Source organism: Streptomyces zhihengii, assembly GCF_016919245.1.
Classification (GTDB): Bacteria; Actinomycetota; Actinomycetes; order Streptomycetales; family Streptomycetaceae; genus Streptomyces; species Streptomyces zhihengii.
Window position 1 is genome coordinate 2164604 of sequence record NZ_JAFEJA010000001.1, and the last position, 17449, is coordinate 2182052.

The following is a 17449-nucleotide window of genomic DNA, read 5'->3' on the forward strand; positions in this document are numbered from 1 at the left end:
TGCTACATGTCTAATTTCTTCCGTCAGCCGACCCCAGAGCTCTCCACGTAAACAGGAGAAAAACTACTCAGGGGTACTATGGCTCATTACCCACGGTCACCCACTAACATTCGACCAACGGTGATGGGGGAAGAGAACAAACCGGGGGACATATGCGTACGCCTACCTTGAACGAGCTAGTAGACGACTGCATAGCGGGAAATCAGGACAGCTGGAATCGAATTGTCGAACGGTACACACCGTTGATCTGGGCCATCGCACGGGGGCACCGGCTCTCCACGGCCGACTGCGAGGACGTCAGCCAGACCACCTGGATGCGGGTGATCCAGCATCTGGGCAAGCTGCGCGATCCGGAGAAACTCACCCAGTGGATCGCGGTGTCGGCCCGCCGGGAGAGCCTCAAGCACATCGAGAAGACCGGCCGCAGCGTGCCGGTGGGGGACTCACCCGTCTTCGAGCGCTCGGAGCCCTCGGAGAACCTCCCCGAGGAGACGGCCCTGGCCAAGGAGCGGGACAACGAGGTCCTGCTCGCCTACTGCGCGCTCTCACCGAAGTGCCAGGCCCTGCTGGGGCTCCTGGTGACCGACCCGCCGATGTCGTACGACGAGATCAGCGCCACCCTGGGCATGCCGCGAGGCTCGCTCGGGCCGGTCAGGTCACGCTGTCTGGGGCATCTCCGGAAACTGCTCCAGCGCGAGACCGAGCGGTCGGAGCAGGCGGCGGAGCTGCTCAGCGCGATCACCCGCTCCGGTCTGCGGAGCTTCGCCCTGGAGCAGCACCGCTGATCCGCTGATCCGGCCCTGCGGGGCCACCACGGCAAAGTGCCTTCCGGCACGGGACGACAGTGCTGCACAGCCACTGCCGTTCCGGACCGGAAGGCACTTTCCCGTGCGCCGGGAGACCTTCTCCGTCACGTGCTCCGCGATCGCATGTCGGCGTGCGACCGGGGAGCGAGGGGGATCAGCCGCACCCGCGATTGGCCGGCCCGGCGGATGCGGAAACGGCGGGAACCGAATCGGTGTCCTCGGCGTCCTTGCCTTCGTGGATCAGAGCGAACAACGCCTTGGCGTTTTCCAGCACGTTGACGGGAGGCTGCCCGACAGCACTGGAAAGCCTCGCCAGCGTTTCTTCATCCGATTGCGATACCGATACCGCTGACTCTTTTTCGTCCGATTCGTTCATGCCACCCACCTTCCACCGCATTTAGTTCATTCATTAATCAGAAACCCAGGCTATACGCGCGTGTCAGAGGAATCAATACTGGTGCGTTCGGCGAGTCCGCCGCCGGCGAAGAGATGCCGTCGCGGCACGGGCTGAGGGCGATCGCCGCCGAACGCGGCCCGCACGCAGGGCCCGGAGGGCCGTGAGGCGCCCCCGTGTCCCTCATGAGCAGGCACGATGAAGCCGGCGCTTCCCTCCCGGAACCCGGGCGCGCTCCCGCGTCGTCGGCTCCTTCGTGGAGGCTGTGCGCCAGCGTACTGGGCCCGGTCGGGGCCTGGAAGGCCCGAGCCGGCATTGATCAGATCTCCGTCCGATCGTGGACCGGTGTGTCCAATTGTGCGCGCCCGCACGCCTTTTCCGGCCAACTTCCCGGTGCCGTCGTGCCCGACGGGGCCGTGCCGGGCCGGAGGAAGCGGATCACCGGGTGGCCGTGCGCGAGGGAGACCTCGGCCGCGACGCCGTACACGTCCTCGATCAGACGGGATGTCAGCACCGCGGCGGGGGTGCCCTCCGCGACCACCGCGCCGTCCCTGAGCACCAGCACCCGGTCGCAGTACATGGCGGCGAGGTTGAGGTCGTGGAGCGCGACGACGGTGGTGACGGGCAGGCCCGCGACCAGTTCGAGGAGCTCCAACTGGTGCTGGATGTCGAGGTGGTTGGTCGGCTCGTCGAGCAGCAGCTCGCGGGGTTCCTGGGCGAGGGCCCGGGCGATCTGGGTGCGCTGGCGCTCGCCGCCGGAGAGGGTGTGCCAGGACTGGGAGGCGCGGTCGGCCAGCCCCGTGCGCGCCAGGGCGGCCTCGACGGCGGCGCCGCCCGACGCGGGGGCCGGCGACCAGGCGCGGCGGTGCGGGATCCGGCCGAGGGCGACGACGTCACGGACGGTCAGCTCGGTCTGCGTGTGGGCGTGCTGTTCCACCGTCGCGACACGTCGGGCGACGGTGCGCCGCCCCACCTCGGCGAGCGGGCGCCCGTCGAGCGTGACCACGCCCGAGGTGGGGGCGAGCACGCCCGCGAGCAGGCGGAGCAGGGTCGACTTGCCGGCCCCGTTGGGCCCGAGCAGGCCGAGCGTCTCCCCCGGGCGCAGGGTGAGGCCGACGCCGTCGACGACGAGACGTCCCCCGGTGCGCCGGGTGACCCGCTCCGCGCCCAGCCCGACGGCCTCCCGCGGACCCGGCTCGCGCCGCCCCGGCTCCCGCCCCGCACCGTCGCCGTCACCGCGGTCCGCGGCGGGGTCGTGCCCGGCGGCCTTGCCGCCGCGGGCCGCAATGCCCGCACCGCCGGCCGCACCACCGGCCGTGCCGACGCGGGCCGCCGCGTCCGTGCCGGTGCGCGGGGCGGCAGCCGTCTCGTCCGGGCCCCGGCGGGAGCCCGCGGCCGTCACGCCGTCCTCCGGCCGCGGTAGAGCACGGCCACGAAGGCCGGCACACCGATGAGCGAGGTGACCACTCCCACGGGAACCTCCTGGGGATCGAGGACGGTCCGGGCCGCGGTGTCCACCCAGACCAGGAACACGGCGCCGGCGAGCGCCGTGACGGGCAGCAGCCGGGCGTGCCCCGCGCCGGTGAGCGCGCGGGTGGCGTGGGGCAGCACCAGGCCGACGAAGCCGATCGCCCCGGCGCTGCTGACCAGCGCCGCGGTGAGCAGCGCCGTGGCGCACAGCAGCACCAGGCGGGCGCGGGCCACCCGCACGCCGAGCGAGGCCGCCGCCTCCTCCCCGAACGCGAAGGCGTCCAGCGTGCGCGCGTGGCCCAGGCAGACGGCGAGGACGGCGGCGAGGACGGCCGAGCACAGCGCCACCTCGGACCAGCCGGCGCCGGCGAGTGAGCCCAGCAGCCAGAACAGGACGCCCCGGGTGGTCTCGGCGTCGGCCGATGTGAGCACCACGAACGAGGTCAGCGCGGAGAAGAGCTGCATGGCGGCGACGCCGGAGAGGACGACCCGGTCGGTGCTGCCGCCGAGGCTGTGGCTGAGCCCGAGGACCAGGCCGAAGGAGAGGAGTGCGCCGAGGAAGGCGCCCGCCGACAGGGACACCGCCCCGCCGCCCACCCCGAGGACGACCACCGCGACGGCGCCGGTGGAGGCGCCGGAGGAGACACCGAGGACGAACGGGTCGGCCAGCGGGTTGCGCAGCAGGGACTGCATGACCGCGCCGCACAGGGCGAGTCCGGCACCGCAGACGGCGGCCAGCAGGGTGCGCGGCATCCGCAGGTCCCAGACGATGCCGTCGCGCAGCGGGGCGAGCGTGGTCTCCCCCGCGCCGAGCCGGGCGGCGACGGAGGCCCACACGTCGGCGGTGGAGATGTCGGCGGGGCCGATGGTCACGGCGGTGGCGATCGAGGCGGCCAGGGCCAGCAGCCCTCCCCCGGTCAGCAGCGCGATGCGCCCGGTCACCCGGCGAGCCCGAGCTCGCGCAGCCCGGCGGCGACCTGCTCGATGCCCTCGACGGTGCGCAGGGACGGGTTCATCGCCTGTCCGCTGAGCAGGATGAAGCGGTTCTCGCGGACGGCGGTCAGGTTGCGGGTGGCGGGGTCGCCGCGCAGGAAGCGGATCTTGGCGGCCGCGCTCTCGGCGGTCTGGGACTTGCGGGTGAGGTCGCCGAGGACGATGACGTCGGGGTCCCGGTCGGCGACGGTCTCCCAGTTGATCTGGGGCCATTCGTCGTGGGTGTCGGTGAAGGCGTTGCGGGCGCCGACCGCGCGGGTGATGGCGCCGGGGGCGCCGCAGCAGCCCGCCAGGTAGGGGGACTGCGCGTTGGCGAACCAGTACATGAGGGAGACGTCCGCGGCGTCCAGGCCGGCGGTGGCCGCGCGCACCCGCTCCTGGAGCCGGGCGACGAGGTCCTCGCCGCGTTCCTCGACACCGAAGGCGCGGGCCAGGTCGCGTATCTCGCCGTACACGTCGGCGAGTTCGAGGGGGCGGCTGCGGGAGCCGTCGCCGCCGGCCGCGTTGTCCTTGCCGGCGGCGCAGTCGGTCGGCGAGACGTAGACGGGGACGCCGAGCTTCTCGAACCGCTCGCGGGTGGCGACGCCGCCCTTGCCGACGGTGGACTCGAACGAGGCGGTGACGAAGTCGGGTTCGGCGTCGAGCACCTTCTCGAACGAGGGGTTGTTGTCGGCGAGGCGCGGGACGGAGGCGTTCGCCTTCTCCAGGCCCTTCATCACGGGGTCGGTCCAGGTGGCGGTGCCCGCGAGCCGGTCGGCCAGGCCCAGGGAGAGCAGGATCTCGGTGGTGCCCTGGTTGAGGGAGACCGCGCGGGCGGGGGGCGCGGTGAGTGTGACGCGGTGACCGCAGTTGTCGACGGTGCGCGGGTATCCGCCGGCGGACGCGGCGCCGCCGGGGCGCTCGTCACCGCCGCCCGCGCCGCACGCGGTCAGCAGCAGGGCGGGGAGGAGCAGGAGGGCGGTGGGACGGAGGGTGTTACGGGGCACGAGGTCGCCTCGGGGGTCGGGGCTCGTACGCGGAGCCTGGCCTGTGGGTCCCTTCCCGCGGGGCGCGGGAAGGTGCCAGCAGGTCTTCGGACTCGGGTTCGTCCGGACGGAGCGCCTTCCCGGGAGGTGTGCCGGCCGTGCGGCCGTACGGTCTCCCAGTGGCGTGAGTGCCCCGCCCGTCCCCCTCACCGCTGCGCGTCAGTTCCGGATTCGCACCGGATTCCCTGGCCGTGGTGTGGCTCGACTGGCCCCGGCAGGCTATCAAGGCCCCGGAGGCGGCCCGCCGTGGCGTCGGTCACGCCCGCTCCGCGCCGTGGCACGGGCCGCGGGGCCGGGGCGGGGGCTCATGTGCGGTGCCGTCAGGAGGCGTCGCGGGGCCCGGCGGTGCTGCCCCGGACGACGAGCTGGGTGGCGAGTTCGAGGCGCAGGTGCTCGGCGGGCTCGCCGTCCATGATGCGCAGCAGGGTGTTGGCCGCCATGGCGGCCATGTCGAGCAGGGGCTGGCGGACGGTGGTGAGCGGCGGGTGGGTCCAGCGGGCGACGGGCAGGTCGTCGAAGCCGACGACGCTCATGTCCCCGGGTACGGCGAGGCCGCGGGCCCGCAGCACCTCGAACGCGCCGAGCGCCTGGAGGTCGCTGGCGGCGAAGACGGCGGTGGGCGGCGGGCTGCCGTCGGCCTCGGCGCGGTCGAGCAGCCGGGCCGTCTCGGCGCGGCCCGAGGCGTCGTTGAACTCGCCGTGCGGCACCCACTCCTCAGGCACGGGGAGTTCGGCCTGCTCCATGGTGGCCCGGAAGCCGTCGGCGCGGGCCCTGCTGCACAGGACGTGGCGCGGGCCCGCGAGGTGCGCGATCCGGGTGTGGCCCTGGGCGATCAGGTGCTCGGTGGCGCTGACCGCGCCGGCCCAGTTGGTGGCGCCGACGGTGGGCACGAGGGCGTCGACGCTGCCGACCGGGTCCACCAGGACGAACGGGACGTCCATCGCGGTGAGCCGGCGGCGCTGCTGGGGGGTGAGTTCGGAGACGACGAGGATGGCGCCGTTGCTGCGGCGGGCCGCCATCTGGTCGATCCACTCGCGGGTGTCGGAACTGCGCCCGTGCACCGCGGAGAGGACCATGCTGGCGCCGGCGGCGTGGAGCACCTCGTCGACCCCCCTGATGATCTCGACCGACCAGAGGCTGTCGAGTTCGTTGAGGACGAGGTCGACGACGGCCCCGCGGCGGCGCGCCGGGCGGCGCTGGTAGCCGAGCCGGTCCATGACGGCCTCGACGCGTTCCTTGGTGTCCGTGGACACGTCGGAGCGTCCGTTGAGGACCTTGGACACGGTGGAGACGGAGACGCCGGCCTCTGACGCGACGGTGTTCAGGGTGATCCTGCCGGTGTCGTCCGGGTGCTCGGCTGTCATCCGTTCCGTTTCCGTTCGGTGGTGTGTCGGGGGTGGTGCTGCCGCTCCGGGAAGCCTATGGCCTTCCCGGAGCGGCCGGGCGCCGCGCCCGCTCAGTGCTGTTCGCCGGGGCCGGCGGGGGTTTCCCGGTACTCGGCCCAGTCGAAGTCGGCCGGCATCCGGTCGCCGGTGAGGTCCTGGGCGCACAGGCCGGCGTGGGCGCCGGTGAACCCCCAGGCGGTGTAGTGGCCGCCGGTGGGATCGCTGCGGGTGGCGCTCTCGTCGGAGAGGCGTGCCACGTCGAGTTCCGGGCCGAAGGGGCGCCAGGCCGTGCCGTCGTCCGGGCGCCAGGCGAAGCCGCCGTCCGCGCCGCGGACGGTGAGGCGGAGGTCGAGCGGGCCGTCGGGGACGCGCACCGGGGGTGCCGGTTCGGTGTAGTGGCCGTGGGTGCACACACCGGCCCGCAGGACCCGGCCGAGTGTCTCGTCCCAGGTCAGGTGGGCGTAGTGCCAGAGGGTGGAGTTGTAGTAGTGGACGATGCCGGCCATCTGGCGGGGCGTGCGCGGTGCGGCGTCGAGCCGGGCGGCGAACGTGAACGCCGGGGCCTGCTGGCGCCGGGCCAGCAGGCTCTGCCCGTGGGTGGATCCGAGCGACTGGCCGCCGCGCAGCCTGAGGTGTCCGGGCCGTTCGCCGAGGGTCAGCCAGGAGGGGTCGGGGTGCCGGCGCAGGGTCGACCAGTGGGCGGCCGGTGCGGGCAGGTCGAAGTCGTCGCGGGCGGGCGGCCCGGTGACGGGGTCGGGCGGCAGCGGGGGGCCGGGCACGGTGGTCCGGGGCGCCGCGGCGGCGGGGCCGGCCGGGCCCGCGGGCGGTTCGCCGCCGAGCCGGGGCCAGCCGTCGGCGGTCCACTCGACGCGCTGGAGCGCGGTCTCGCGGCCCATGACGCAGGCGCCGAGCGGGCTGAGGGGGCGGGCGGTGAGGTGGGCGAGGTACCAGTCGCCGTCGGGGGTGGCGACGAGGCTGCCGTGTCCGGCCTTCTGGAGCGGCAGCCGTTCGTCGCCCGCCGAGGTGAGCAGCGGGCCGGCCGGGTCGGCCTCGTAGGGGCCGGTGACGGCGCGGGACCGGGCGACGGTGGCGGCGTGCCCCCAGGAGGTGCCGCCCTCGGCGGTGAGCAGGTAGTACCAGCCGTCGCGCCGGTAGAGGTGGGGGCCTTCGGTGTGGGCGAGTTCGGTGCCGGTGAAGACGCGGTGGACCGGTCCGGTGGTGCGCCGCAGTGCCCGGTCCCATTCCTGGAGCAGGATGCCGGCGAAGGGGTGCCGGCCGGGGCGGTGGTCCCATTCCATCCACAGCGCCCAGCTCCGGCCGTCGCCGCCGGGGCCGTCGTCGTGGAAGAGCGACGGGTCGAAGCCGTGGGAGGGGAAGGGTGCGGGGTCGGACCAGGGGCCGTCGAGGGAGGGGGCGGTGATCACCAGGTTGCGGACGTCCTTGAAGGCGCCGGAGAGGTTGGTGACGTCGCTGTAGACGAGGTGGAACAGTCCGTCGGTGAAGGACAGGCAGGGTGCCCAGACGCCGCCGGAGTCCGGGCGTCCGGCCAGCTCGATCAGCCGGGGCTCGGTCAGCAGTCCGCCGAGCGGCCGCCAGTGGACGAGGTCGCGGGAGTGGTGGACGGCGACTCCGGGCAGCCACTCGAAGGTGGAGGTGGCGAGGTAGTAGTCCTCGCCGACGCGCAGCACCGACGGGTCGGGGTGGAAGCCCCGCAGTACGGGGTTGACGATGGTCGCCGCACGGGTGGCCGCGTGCTCGGGCCGTCCGGGCCGGTCCTGTGCGCGGGCTGTGGGCAGGGCGGTCATGGGTCTCCGTAGCATGGGGGGCGGTCAGCCCTTGACGGCTCCGGCCATCACGCCGGAGACGATCCGGCGGGCCAGGACGGTGAACACGGCGAGCACGGGCAGCACCGAGACGACGACTCCGGCGAGCATGAGCGTGTAGTCGGTGTAGTAGCCGGCGGCGAGCTGGTTGAGGGCGATCTGGACGGTGCCGTTCTCCGGCGGGAGGGCGATGAGCGGCCAGAAGTAGTCGTTCCAGGCGAACATGAAGGTGAACATGCCGAGCACGGTGGCGGTGGTGCGGACGCCGGGGACGACGACGTGCCAGTAGGTGCGCAGCAGTCCGGCGCCGTCCATGCGGGCGGCCTCGATCAGTTCGTCGGGGATGTTCTCCTCGATCGCCTGGCGCATCCAGAAGACGCCGACGGCGGAGACGAGCGCGGGCACGATGAGCGCGGAGAGCCTGCCGTACATGCCCATGTCGGTGACGAGCATGTAGAGCGGGATGATGCCGAGCTGGGTGGGGACCATGACGGTCACCACGACGCACACCAGGAGCGCGTTGCGGCCGGGGAAGCGGAGTTTGGCGAAGGCGAACCCGGCGAGCGACGACAGCAGCACGTTGGACACGGCGGTGGTGGACGCCACGATCAGCGAGTTCCCGAGGGCCTGCCAGAAGGCGGAGAGTTCGAAGACCCGCTGGATGTTCTCGATCAGGTGGCCGCCGGGGACGAGGGGCGGTGTGGTGCCGGCGAGGACGGAGTTGTCGTCGTGCGAGGCGACGACGAAGCTCCAGTAGAGCGGGAAGACGGAGGCGGCGGTGATCGCCGCGAGCAGGGCGTAGGCGACGGGTCCGGCGCCGTCGAGCCGGTGGGGGCCGCGGCGCGCGGCGGTCCGTGGCCCGGAGCGGCGGCGGTCGGCGCGGACGGCGGACGGCCTGGTGGGTGCGGTGACGGCCATGTCGGGTTCCTCTGATGACGAAAAGGGGCGGCGTCGGGCGGGGTCAGCGGCGTTCGGAGCGGCGGGCGAGCAGGAAGTTCACCGCGGCGACGACGGCGATGACGAGGAAGAGCACCCAGGAGACGGCCGAGGCGTAGCCGGCGTCGTTGTTGATGAAGCCGTACTTGTAGAGCATCAGCGTCAGCGTCTGGAACTGGTGCTCGGCGCCGCCCTCGGCGTTGCCCTGCTGGTCGAAGAGGAAGGGCTCGGCGAAGAGCTGGAGGCCGCCGATGGTGGAGATGACGACCGTGAAGACGATGGTGGGCCGGATCGCCGGGAGGGTCACCTTGCGGAACGTCAGGAAGCGGGAGGCGCCGTCGATCTGGGCCGACTCGTACAGGTCGCGGGGCACCGCCTGCATGGCGGCGAGGAAGATCAGCGCGTTGTAGCCGGTCCACCGCCACATGACCATGAAGCTGATGGCGAGGTGCGAACTCCAGGTGTCGGCGGTCCAGTCGACGGGGGCGCCGATGACGCCGAGGTTCTCCAGGACCCAGTTGACGATGCCGAAGTCGCGTCCGAAGAGCTGGGAGAAGACGAGGGCGACGGCGACGACGGAGACGTACTGGGGTACCAGGATCAGGGCGCGCCAGGCGCTGCGGGCGCGCAGCCGCCGGTCCAGCAGCCAGGCGAGCCCGAGGGCGGCGAGGAGCTGGGGCACGGTGGAGAGGACGAAGATGCTGAGGGTGTTGAACGTCGCGGTGTAGAAGTCGGAGTCCTCCAGCAGGCGGGTGAAGTTGTCGAACCCGACCCAGGCGCCCTGCCCGGCGAGACGGTCCCAGTCGTGCAGGGACACCCAGAAGGTCTGCAGCAGGGGGTAGAGCCCGAAGACGCCGAAGACGACGAAGAAGGGGGCGACGAAGAGGTAGGGCAGCAGGTGCCGTTCCGGGCGCGGCCGCCGTGGGGGCCTGCCGGGCCGGGTGCGGCCTGGGGTGGGGTGGGCCTGAACCGCCATGCGGGTTCTCCGAAGGTACGAGGGGCGAGGGTACGGGGGCGGGGTCCTGGGGGCCGGGCGGCGGTCGCTGCCGCGGGGAGGTGGCCCGGGGGCACCGGGCGGCGGCAGGGCCGGGGAACCGCCGCCCGGTGTCCGGGCCGGTCCGGGTCTGTTCGCGCAGGCCCGGACCGGGGCTCAGCGGATGTTCTTGGCCGCGTCGTCGAGCGCCTTGTCCCATGCCTTGTCCGCGTCGGCCTTGCCCTGCTCCACGAGCTGGAGGGCGTTGCCGAACGGGATGCGCGCCTGCTGGTCCTTGGTGCCCCGGTAGTTGGGGCTCAGGTACTTGGCGGAGGCGGCGAAGAGGGCGCCGGTGGGGGCGTCGTTGAAGTACGCCTGCTTCGCGCCCTGCACCTGGGGGTCGTCGAGGACCGGGACGAGGGAGGGCAGCGCGCCGACGGGGCCGGTGAAGATCTTCTTCTGGGAGGCCGCGGAGGTGAGGAAGTCGGCGAGTTCGGCGGCCTCCTTCGCGTGCTTGCTCTGCCGGGGGACGGTCAGGAAGGAGCCGCCCCAGTTGCCGCCGCCGCCGGGCACGGCGGCGATGTCCCACTTGCCGGCATTGGCCTCGCCGGCGGCGGTCTTGATCTGGCCGGTCATCCAGGCGGGGCAGGTCATGGTGGCCATGCGGCCGAGCTTGATGCCGGCGTTCCACTGCTGGCTGAAGGGGGCGAGGTTGGCCGACTGCTTGTCGGCGGTCGCCTTCGCCGTGGCCATGAAGAACTCGCGGACCTTGGGGTTGCTGTCGCCGATGTACTGGTCCTTCGCGTCGAAGAACCCGAACTCGGTCTGGTTCATCATCGCGGTGAAGATGTTGCCCGAACTGTCGAACCAGGCCTTGTCCGGGACCTTCTCCCGGAACTTCTCGCCGGTGGCGAAGTAGGCGTCCCAGGTGGGCCAGAGCTTGCCGACCTCGGCGCGGTCGGTGGGGAGGCCGGCCTGGGCGAAGAGGTCCTTGCGGTAGCAGATGGCGAGGCTGCCGACGTCGGTGCCGTAGCCCATCACGAAGTCCTGGGTGCCGAGCGTGCCCTGCTCCCACTTCCAGGCCAGGTACTCGTCCTTGCGCTTCGTCGCCCCGTGGTCGGCGAGGTTGACGAACTTGTCCTTCACCGCGCGGAACTTCGGCAGGTAGCCCTCCTCGATCGCGACGACGTCGGCGGCGCCGCTGCCGGAGGCGATCTGGGTGGAGAGCTGGTTGTGGTGCTGGTCGAACTGGGAGATGCGCTCCTTGACGACGACGTCGGGGTGGGTGCGCTCGTACTCCTCGATGAGGGGCTTGTAGCCGAAGTCGCTGAAGGTGGCGACGGTCAGGGTGATCTTCCCGTCGGCGGAGCCGGAATCCGCGCCGCAGGCGGGAAGGGCGACGAGACAGACGGCGGCGGCGAGCGCGACGGCGCTTCTGCGGGCACGCGTACGGCCCATGGTGGTCCTCCGGAAGAGGGGTGCGGGATGAGTGGCACCAAGGTCGCCGCTTCCGAAACCTGTGTCAATAGTTTCGCGAAATACTGAGTGAAGTTGAGAGGAAGCTGCCGCGACACACCGCCACGGACACCACCCACCGTCACCAACACGCCCTGGAACTGCGGCAACACACCTCCCGGCCTCCGGATGAGGTGTTTCGACGAGCATCCCGTCGAGCGGAATTTTCGTAACACCGATGGCTGACCTGCACACTTCAACGAAACTTTCGCGAGTGCTTGACCGTCTCCTCGGGGCACAGCAGCATGCGACCGCCCGCCGGTGGTCCGCCGCCGGGCCCACCCCCCTCGTCCCCGGAAGCCGGAGGCACCCGCCATGCCGTACCCACGACCACGCAGACCGCTCCGACGGGCACTCGTCGCCGCCGCATCGGCCGCGGCGGCGCTGCTGTCCTTCACCGCGCTCCCCTCCACCGCGCAGGCGGCGGGACCGGCCGGCCGCGGCGTCCCCGCGGACGGCAAGGTCATGCTGGTGATGGGCCAGGACAGCGACACCCTGTCCGACTACCGCACCGCCGTCCTCGGCAACGCGTCCCTCGGCGCCCCCGCCCCCGGCGGCGTCACCCTCTACACCAACCTGGTGCTCGGCGGCTCCCCCGCACCGCTCGCCGGGATGAACGGCCCGGCGAACTGGGGCGCGGGCACCGTGGACTTCGCCCGCACCCTGGGCGAGTACCCGGGCGCCGCCGTCGCTGTCGGGCTCTACCTCTCCGACGCCACCACCGGCTGCAACAACCAGCCGCTGCGCGCGATCATCGGGCGCGACGACGCCGACGTGACGGCGGGCAACCCGAGCCTGATCACGCAGTACCGGGCCAAGGTCGACGAGATGGTCAACCGCTTCAAGAGCTACGACCGGGACGTCCTGCTGCGGATCGGCTACGAGTTCGACGGCCCGTGGAACTGCTACAGCGCCGACTTCTACAAGGAGGCGTTCCGCTACATCAAGGGCCGGATCGACGCCCTCGGCGCCACCCGGGTCGCCACCGTCTGGCAGAGCGCGGCGTGGCCGGTCAACACCCACCCGGACCACCCCGAGTGGAACTACATCGTCACCGACCCCGGCCACCTCGACGACTGGTACCCGGGTGACCGGTACGTCGACTGGGTCGGCCTCTCGTCGTTCTACAACTCCCGCTCCGCGCAGTCGCAGTGGGGCTGCGGCTCCTACGACACCGACCCGGTCGGACTCCAGAACCGGATCCTCGACTTCGCCCGCGCCCACGGCAAGCCCGCCATGGTCTCCGAGGCCGCCCCGCAGGGATCACGCACCGGGGCGAAGACCAGGAGCTGCATCTTCCGCAACAACCCGGGCGCCGCGAGCGGCCAGGCGATCTGGGACGGCTGGCACGCCGGCTACTTCGACTGGGTGAGCCGCAACCAGGACGTCATCAAGTCCGCCGCGTACATCAACACGAACTGGGACGCGCAGACCCAGTGGCAGTGCGCCCCCGGCGCCCAGGCCGGCGGCCCGGGCTGCGCCAACGGCAACTGGGGCGACTCCCGCGTCCAGGCGGACCCCACCGTGCTGGCCAACTTCGTCGCCGAGATCAAGAAGCCGATGTGGTCCACCGGGACCTCCGGCCCCGGCCCGAACCCGACGCCCACCCCCACCCCCACACCCACCCCGACACCGACCGGCGGCCCCACCGACCCGCCGGACGGCGCGACGTACACCCACGGCGTCTCGGGCGGCACGCTCTGGTTCGCGCCCAAGGGCTACGACCTGACCTTCGTCACCGTGCAGTACCGGATCAACGGCGGCGCGCCGCAGAACCACTTCCTCACCCGTGACGCCGCCGACCGGCGGTGGGAGCTGCCGGTGTCGGTGCCCTCCGGCGCCACGCTGAGCTACTTCTTCAACTACCAGCCGACCACCCAGACCAGCCAGATCACCACCCCCGGCCACACCTGGACCGCTCCCTGACGGGACCGGCTCCCCCCGGACGGCGGGGGGGGGGGGGGGGGGGGGCCCCCCCCCCCCCGCCGCTCTCCCCCACCGTCCCCCACCGCGCCGCGAGGCGCGGGAAGGAGCCACCGTGCCGACACTCCGCCCACCGGGCACCGCCCTGCGCCGACTCGCCACCGCCGTCGGTGCCGCACTGCTGATCACCGGCGCCGCGGCCGGCCTGCCGTCCACCGCCGCGGCCTCCCCCGGCGCCCAGACCCGTCCCGCCGCGGCCCCCGCGGACACCCACACCACCACCCCCGCCCCCGCCGGTGCCGCCCGCGCGTCCACAGCCACCGCCGGCATCACCGCTGCCGCCGCCCCCGAACTGCTGCTCGGGCAGTCCACCCGGGCGGCCTGGGACGACTTCCACAGCTTCGGGCAGAACGCGGACGGCGGGTCCGTCTACTACGAACTGCGCTCCGGGGACTGGGTCGGCCCCGGCCACCGCGACTACGCCACGCTGCTCGCGTCCCGGAACAGGACCGTGCAGATCGGCATCAGCTGGAAGGACAACCCGCCCGGCTTCCCCGGGGGCGACGAGAACACCAAGGCCGCCCGCTCCCGTGCCGTGACCGCCGAGATCGCGGCAGGCGGCCACACCGCGCAGCTCGACCGGCTGCTCACCTTCACCAACGCCCACCCGGGGGCCCGCTTCAAGCTCCGCCTCGACTACGAGGTCAGCAGCCACTACCACTGCACCGACGCGAGCTGCTCCTCCTACAAGGGGGCGTTCAACCGGCTGGCGTCCTACCTCGACAGCCGCTCCACGGCCCGCAACCTGGAGTACGTCTTCCACCCGGTGCGCGGCGAGTTCGAGGCCATGTACCCGGGTGACGCGGCGGTCGACTGGATGGGCGTCTCGGTCTTCGCGCACGAGCTGTGCCTGCCGATGTACGAACGCGGCTACCTCTACAACGGCACCCCGCCGCAGAACTACGACGTCGCCGCGAGCCAGTGCCGCAACGCGTACATCGGCACGGACGCCCACGGGAACCCGGCGGCGGTCTGGCGGAACTTCGACCACGACGCCAACGTCCTGAAGCTGGTGAAGTTCGCCAGGGACCACGGCAAGCCGGTCGTGCTGTCCGAGGCGGGCATGATGAACTTCACCGCCGACGCGGGCGCCACCCACGGCATGGAGCAGGAGCGCGGCGACCTGTGGGTGCGCCGGCTGTTCTCCCTGCTGAACTACCAGGGACCGATCCCCAATCTGCCCGGCACCCACGACCTGCGCGGGGTGATCCGCTCGGTGGTCTACATCGATCTGGACTTCCGCTACGGCTGGGACGGGATCGACGACGGGAGCTTCGACTTCGCCCCGGACACCACCTGGTTCGTCGACGGACGGCTGTCGCGCTACGGCGCGGCCAAGGCGTCCTTCTGCCAGGGGCTCGCGGCGAACGGCTTCACCGCGCGCTGCCGCTGACCCCGCGCCGTCACCGGACCCGCCGCCGCACGGCCCATCGCGCGCGACCCGCACCGCCGCCGCACGGCCCATCCCGCACGACCCGCACCGCCGCCGCACGGCCCATCCCGCACGACCCGCACCGCCGGACCCGCCGCCGCACGCCCTGGTGCCCGGCGGGTTCGTGCGGGATGGGTTTACAGCGTCCGTCCAACGATGTAAAAGCTCTCTCCAACGATGTAAAGCATCCCGACCGCCGCCCGCCCCGGGCGGCGGTCCCCCGCACGTCCGACCAAGGAGCCCCGATGCGTCCGTCGTTACCCCCGCAGAACCCCAGACGGCAGTCCCCGAGGTGGCGCCGGCTGACCACGGCGCTCGGCACGGCGGCCACGCTGTGCGCGGGCATGCTGCTGTCGGGCGGCCCCTCCCAGGCGGCGGAGGCCGCGTGGACTCCCAAACCCGCCCCGATGACGACCCCCTGGACCAACCAGGTCCCCGTCGACAAGCCGCTGAACGAGTACCCGCGCCCGCAGCTCACCCGCGCGGACTGGCTGAACCTCAACGGCATCTGGGACTTCGCGGTCACCGGCGCGAACGCCGGCCAGCCCGCGACGTTCGGCGAGCAGATCCGGGTGCCCTTCCCCGCGGAGTCGGCACTCTCCGGCATCCAGCGGAAGATCACCCAGAACGACAAGCTCTGGTACAAGCGCACCTTCACCGTGCCGGCCGGCTGGAGCGGCAAGCGCGTCCAGCTCAACTTCGGTGCCAGCGACTGGCGTACGACGGTGTGGGTCAACGGCCAGCAGGCGGGCGCCGTCCACAGCGGCGGCTACGACGCCTTCACCTACGACATCACCCCGCTGCTGAACGGCGGGACCAACACGATCGTCGTCTCCGTCTTCGACCCGAGCGAGACCGGCGGCCAGGCGGTCGGCAAGCAGCGCATCCGCGAGACCACCCCGCAGCCCGGCGGCGGCATCTTCTACACCGCCGCGTCCGGCATCTGGCAGACGGTGTGGCTGGAGCCCACCGCGCCGGCCCGCGTCACCCGCCTCGACATGGTCCCCGACCTCGGGAACAGCACCCTGCGGGTCACGGTGCACGGCGCCGGGGTCAGCGGCCACCAGGCCCGGGTCACCGTCTCCACCGGCGGCACCGTCGTCGGCAGCGCCACCGGCCCGGTCGGCTCGGCGTTCACCGTGCCGGTCCCCGGCCCCCGGCTGTGGACGCCCGAGGACCCGTTCCTCTACGACGTCCGCACCGAACTGGTCTCCGGCGGCACCGTCGCCGACACCGTCGGCAGCTACACCGGTATGCGCTCGGTCTCCGTCGGCAGCGTCGGCGGCAAGCAGCGACTGCTCCTCAACGGCCGGCCCGTCTTCCACAACGGCACCCTCGACCAGGGGTACTGGCCCGACGGCATCTACACCGCGCCGACGGACGACGCGCTCCGCTACGACCTCCAGAAGCACAAGGACCTCGGCTTCAACATGGTCCGCAAGCACATCAAGGTCGAACCGCAGCGCTGGTTCTACTGGGCGGACCGGCTCGGCCTGCTGGTGTGGCAGGACATGCCCTCCATGGACCTGCGCACCCCCGACGCGGCCGCCCGGGTCCAGTGGGAGGCCGAGTACGACCGCATCATCGACCAGCACCGCAGCTCCCCGTCCGTCGTCATGTGGGTCAACCAGAACGAGGGCTGGGGCCAGTACGACCAGGCCCGCATCGCCAACGAGGTCAAGGCGTACGACCCCTCGCGCCTCGTCAACAACATGAGCGGCGTCAACTGCTGCGGGTCGGTGGACGGCGGCAACGGCGACGTGGTCGACCACCATGTCTACGTGGGACCGGGCGTCACCCGGCCGTCCGCGACCCGGGCGGCGGTGCTCGGCGAGTTCGGCGGGCTCGGCTTCCGCGTCGCGGGGCACGAGTGGTACCCGGGCGGCGGCTTCTCCTACGAGAACCAGCAGAGCCTCGGCCACCTCAACGACCGCTACATCGGCCTGATCGACGCCATGCGCGAGACCCAGGTGCCGCTGGGCCTCTCCGCGTCCGTCTACACCGAGATCACCGACGTGGAGAACGAGGTGAACGGCCTGCTCACCTACGACCGCCAGGTCGTCAAGGTCGACGAGGCACGCGTCCGGGCCGCCAACCAGGCCCTGATCAACGCCTCCCGCAACCCGGCGGCCCCGACGGCCCTGCCCACCGGCGTCAACCGCTCCCTGCGGGTCACCACCCCCGGCTTCACCGACCGCTATCTGCGTCACCAGGACGCCCTCGGCTTCACCGAGGTCGTGAACGCCTCCAGCAGCGCGCTGCTCAAGGCCGACGCCACCTGGAAGATCGTCCCGGGCCTCGCGGACGGCGCGTGCTACTCCTTCGAGTCGCGCAACTTCCCCGGCCAGTACCTGCGCCACCGCGAGTACCGGGTGTACAAGGAGGCCGGCGACGGCGCCCTCTTCCGCGCCGACGCCACCTGGTGCCCGGCCCCGGCCACCGGCGGCGTCCGCCTGGCCTCGTACAACTTCCCGGACCAGTACCTGCGCCACTACGCCTCCGAGGTGTGGCTCGCCACCCCCGGCGGTACGCACGCCTACGACACGAACGACCGCTTCCGCGAGGACACCACCTGGTCGGTGGACAGCCCCTGGTCCCCCTGACCGCCCCCGCCCGCCCCGGAGCCGCACCGGCCCCGGGGCGGGCGCTCAGCGCGCGGGCCCGCGCCGTACCGCGCGCATACCCGGTTGGAACGGTCGGCCGTGGATGCGGTC

General features: G+C 72.3%; 13 protein-coding genes and 1 riboswitch. Of the genes, 4 read left to right on the top strand and 9 right to left on the bottom strand.

The features are described 5' to 3' along the window. Window positions 1-152: 152 nt before the first annotated feature. Window positions 153-785 carry an RNA polymerase sigma factor gene (locus JE024_RS08805; protein WP_280521551.1) on the top strand — a complete coding sequence of 211 codons (633 nt, stop codon included), beginning with the start codon at window positions 153-155 and terminating at the stop codon, window positions 783-785. Window positions 786-960: 175 nt separating this feature from the next. Here JE024_RS08805 and JE024_RS08810 read toward each other — a convergent pair whose 3' ends face one another. The 9 genes from JE024_RS08810 to JE024_RS08850 form a co-directional block, all read right to left on the bottom strand. Further along, a complete protein-coding gene (locus JE024_RS08810; RefSeq protein WP_205373054.1) occupies window positions 961-1182 on the bottom strand; it encodes a hypothetical protein in 222 nt (73 codons plus the stop codon). Window positions 1183-1519: 337 nt separating this feature from the next. Next, a complete protein-coding gene (locus JE024_RS08815) occupies window positions 1520-2371 on the bottom strand; it encodes an ABC transporter ATP-binding protein (RefSeq protein WP_205376453.1) in 852 nt (283 codons plus the stop codon). A 227-nt stretch (window positions 2372-2598) separates the two neighbouring features. Beyond that, window positions 2599-3612 (bottom strand): FecCD family ABC transporter permease, encoded by a 1014-nt coding sequence (locus tag JE024_RS08820; protein WP_205373055.1) that lies wholly within the window; start codon window positions 3610-3612, stop codon window positions 2599-2601. Further along, window positions 3609-4649, bottom strand: coding sequence for an ABC transporter substrate-binding protein (locus JE024_RS08825; protein ID WP_205373056.1), 1041 nt, complete (start codon window positions 4647-4649; stop codon window positions 3609-3611). The genes JE024_RS08820 and JE024_RS08825 overlap by 4 nt, the downstream gene beginning before the upstream one ends. Before the next feature lie 60 nt (window positions 4650-4709). Next, window positions 4710-4913, bottom strand: a riboswitch (cobalamin riboswitch). A gap of 95 nt (window positions 4914-5008) precedes the next feature. Beyond that, complete coding sequence (locus tag JE024_RS08830) at window positions 5009-6052, bottom strand: LacI family DNA-binding transcriptional regulator (protein ID WP_205373057.1); 1044 nt, start codon at window positions 6050-6052, stop codon at window positions 5009-5011. Window positions 6053-6144: 92 nt separating this feature from the next. Beyond that, window positions 6145-7878 (bottom strand): glycoside hydrolase family 43 protein, encoded by a 1734-nt coding sequence (locus JE024_RS08835; RefSeq protein WP_205373058.1) that lies wholly within the window; start codon window positions 7876-7878, stop codon window positions 6145-6147. Window positions 7879-7902: 24 nt separating this feature from the next. Further along, entirely contained in the window at window positions 7903-8814 is a 912-nt protein-coding gene (locus tag JE024_RS08840; protein ID WP_244882712.1) for a carbohydrate ABC transporter permease, read from the bottom strand. A gap of 43 nt (window positions 8815-8857) precedes the next feature. Beyond that, window positions 8858-9808, bottom strand: coding sequence for a carbohydrate ABC transporter permease (locus JE024_RS08845; RefSeq protein WP_205373059.1), 951 nt, complete (start codon window positions 9806-9808; stop codon window positions 8858-8860). A gap of 174 nt (window positions 9809-9982) precedes the next feature. Further along, the gene (locus JE024_RS08850; protein WP_205373060.1) at window positions 9983-11263 is read right to left on the bottom strand and encodes an extracellular solute-binding protein; all 1281 of its coding nucleotides are present in this window, start codon (window positions 11261-11263) and stop codon (window positions 9983-9985) included. 372 nt (window positions 11264-11635) lie between these two features. On the opposite strand from JE024_RS08850, the gene JE024_RS08855 reads away from it, so the two are divergent. The 3 genes from JE024_RS08855 to JE024_RS08865 all read left to right on the top strand — a co-directional run bounded on the left by JE024_RS08855 (window position 11636) and on the right by JE024_RS08865 (window position 17338). Beyond that, window positions 11636-13246: a glycoside hydrolase family 26 protein gene (locus tag JE024_RS08855; protein ID WP_205373061.1), complete on the top strand. Its 1611-nt coding sequence runs from the start codon at window positions 11636-11638 to the stop codon at window positions 13244-13246. A gap of 112 nt (window positions 13247-13358) precedes the next feature. Beyond that, window positions 13359-14696: a glycoside hydrolase family 26 protein gene (locus JE024_RS08860; protein WP_244882714.1), complete on the top strand. Its 1338-nt coding sequence runs from the start codon at window positions 13359-13361 to the stop codon at window positions 14694-14696. A 284-nt stretch (window positions 14697-14980) separates the two neighbouring features. Further along, window positions 14981-17338: an AbfB domain-containing protein gene (locus JE024_RS08865; RefSeq protein WP_205373062.1), complete on the top strand. Its 2358-nt coding sequence runs from the start codon at window positions 14981-14983 to the stop codon at window positions 17336-17338. Window positions 17339-17449: the final 111 nt, after the last annotated feature.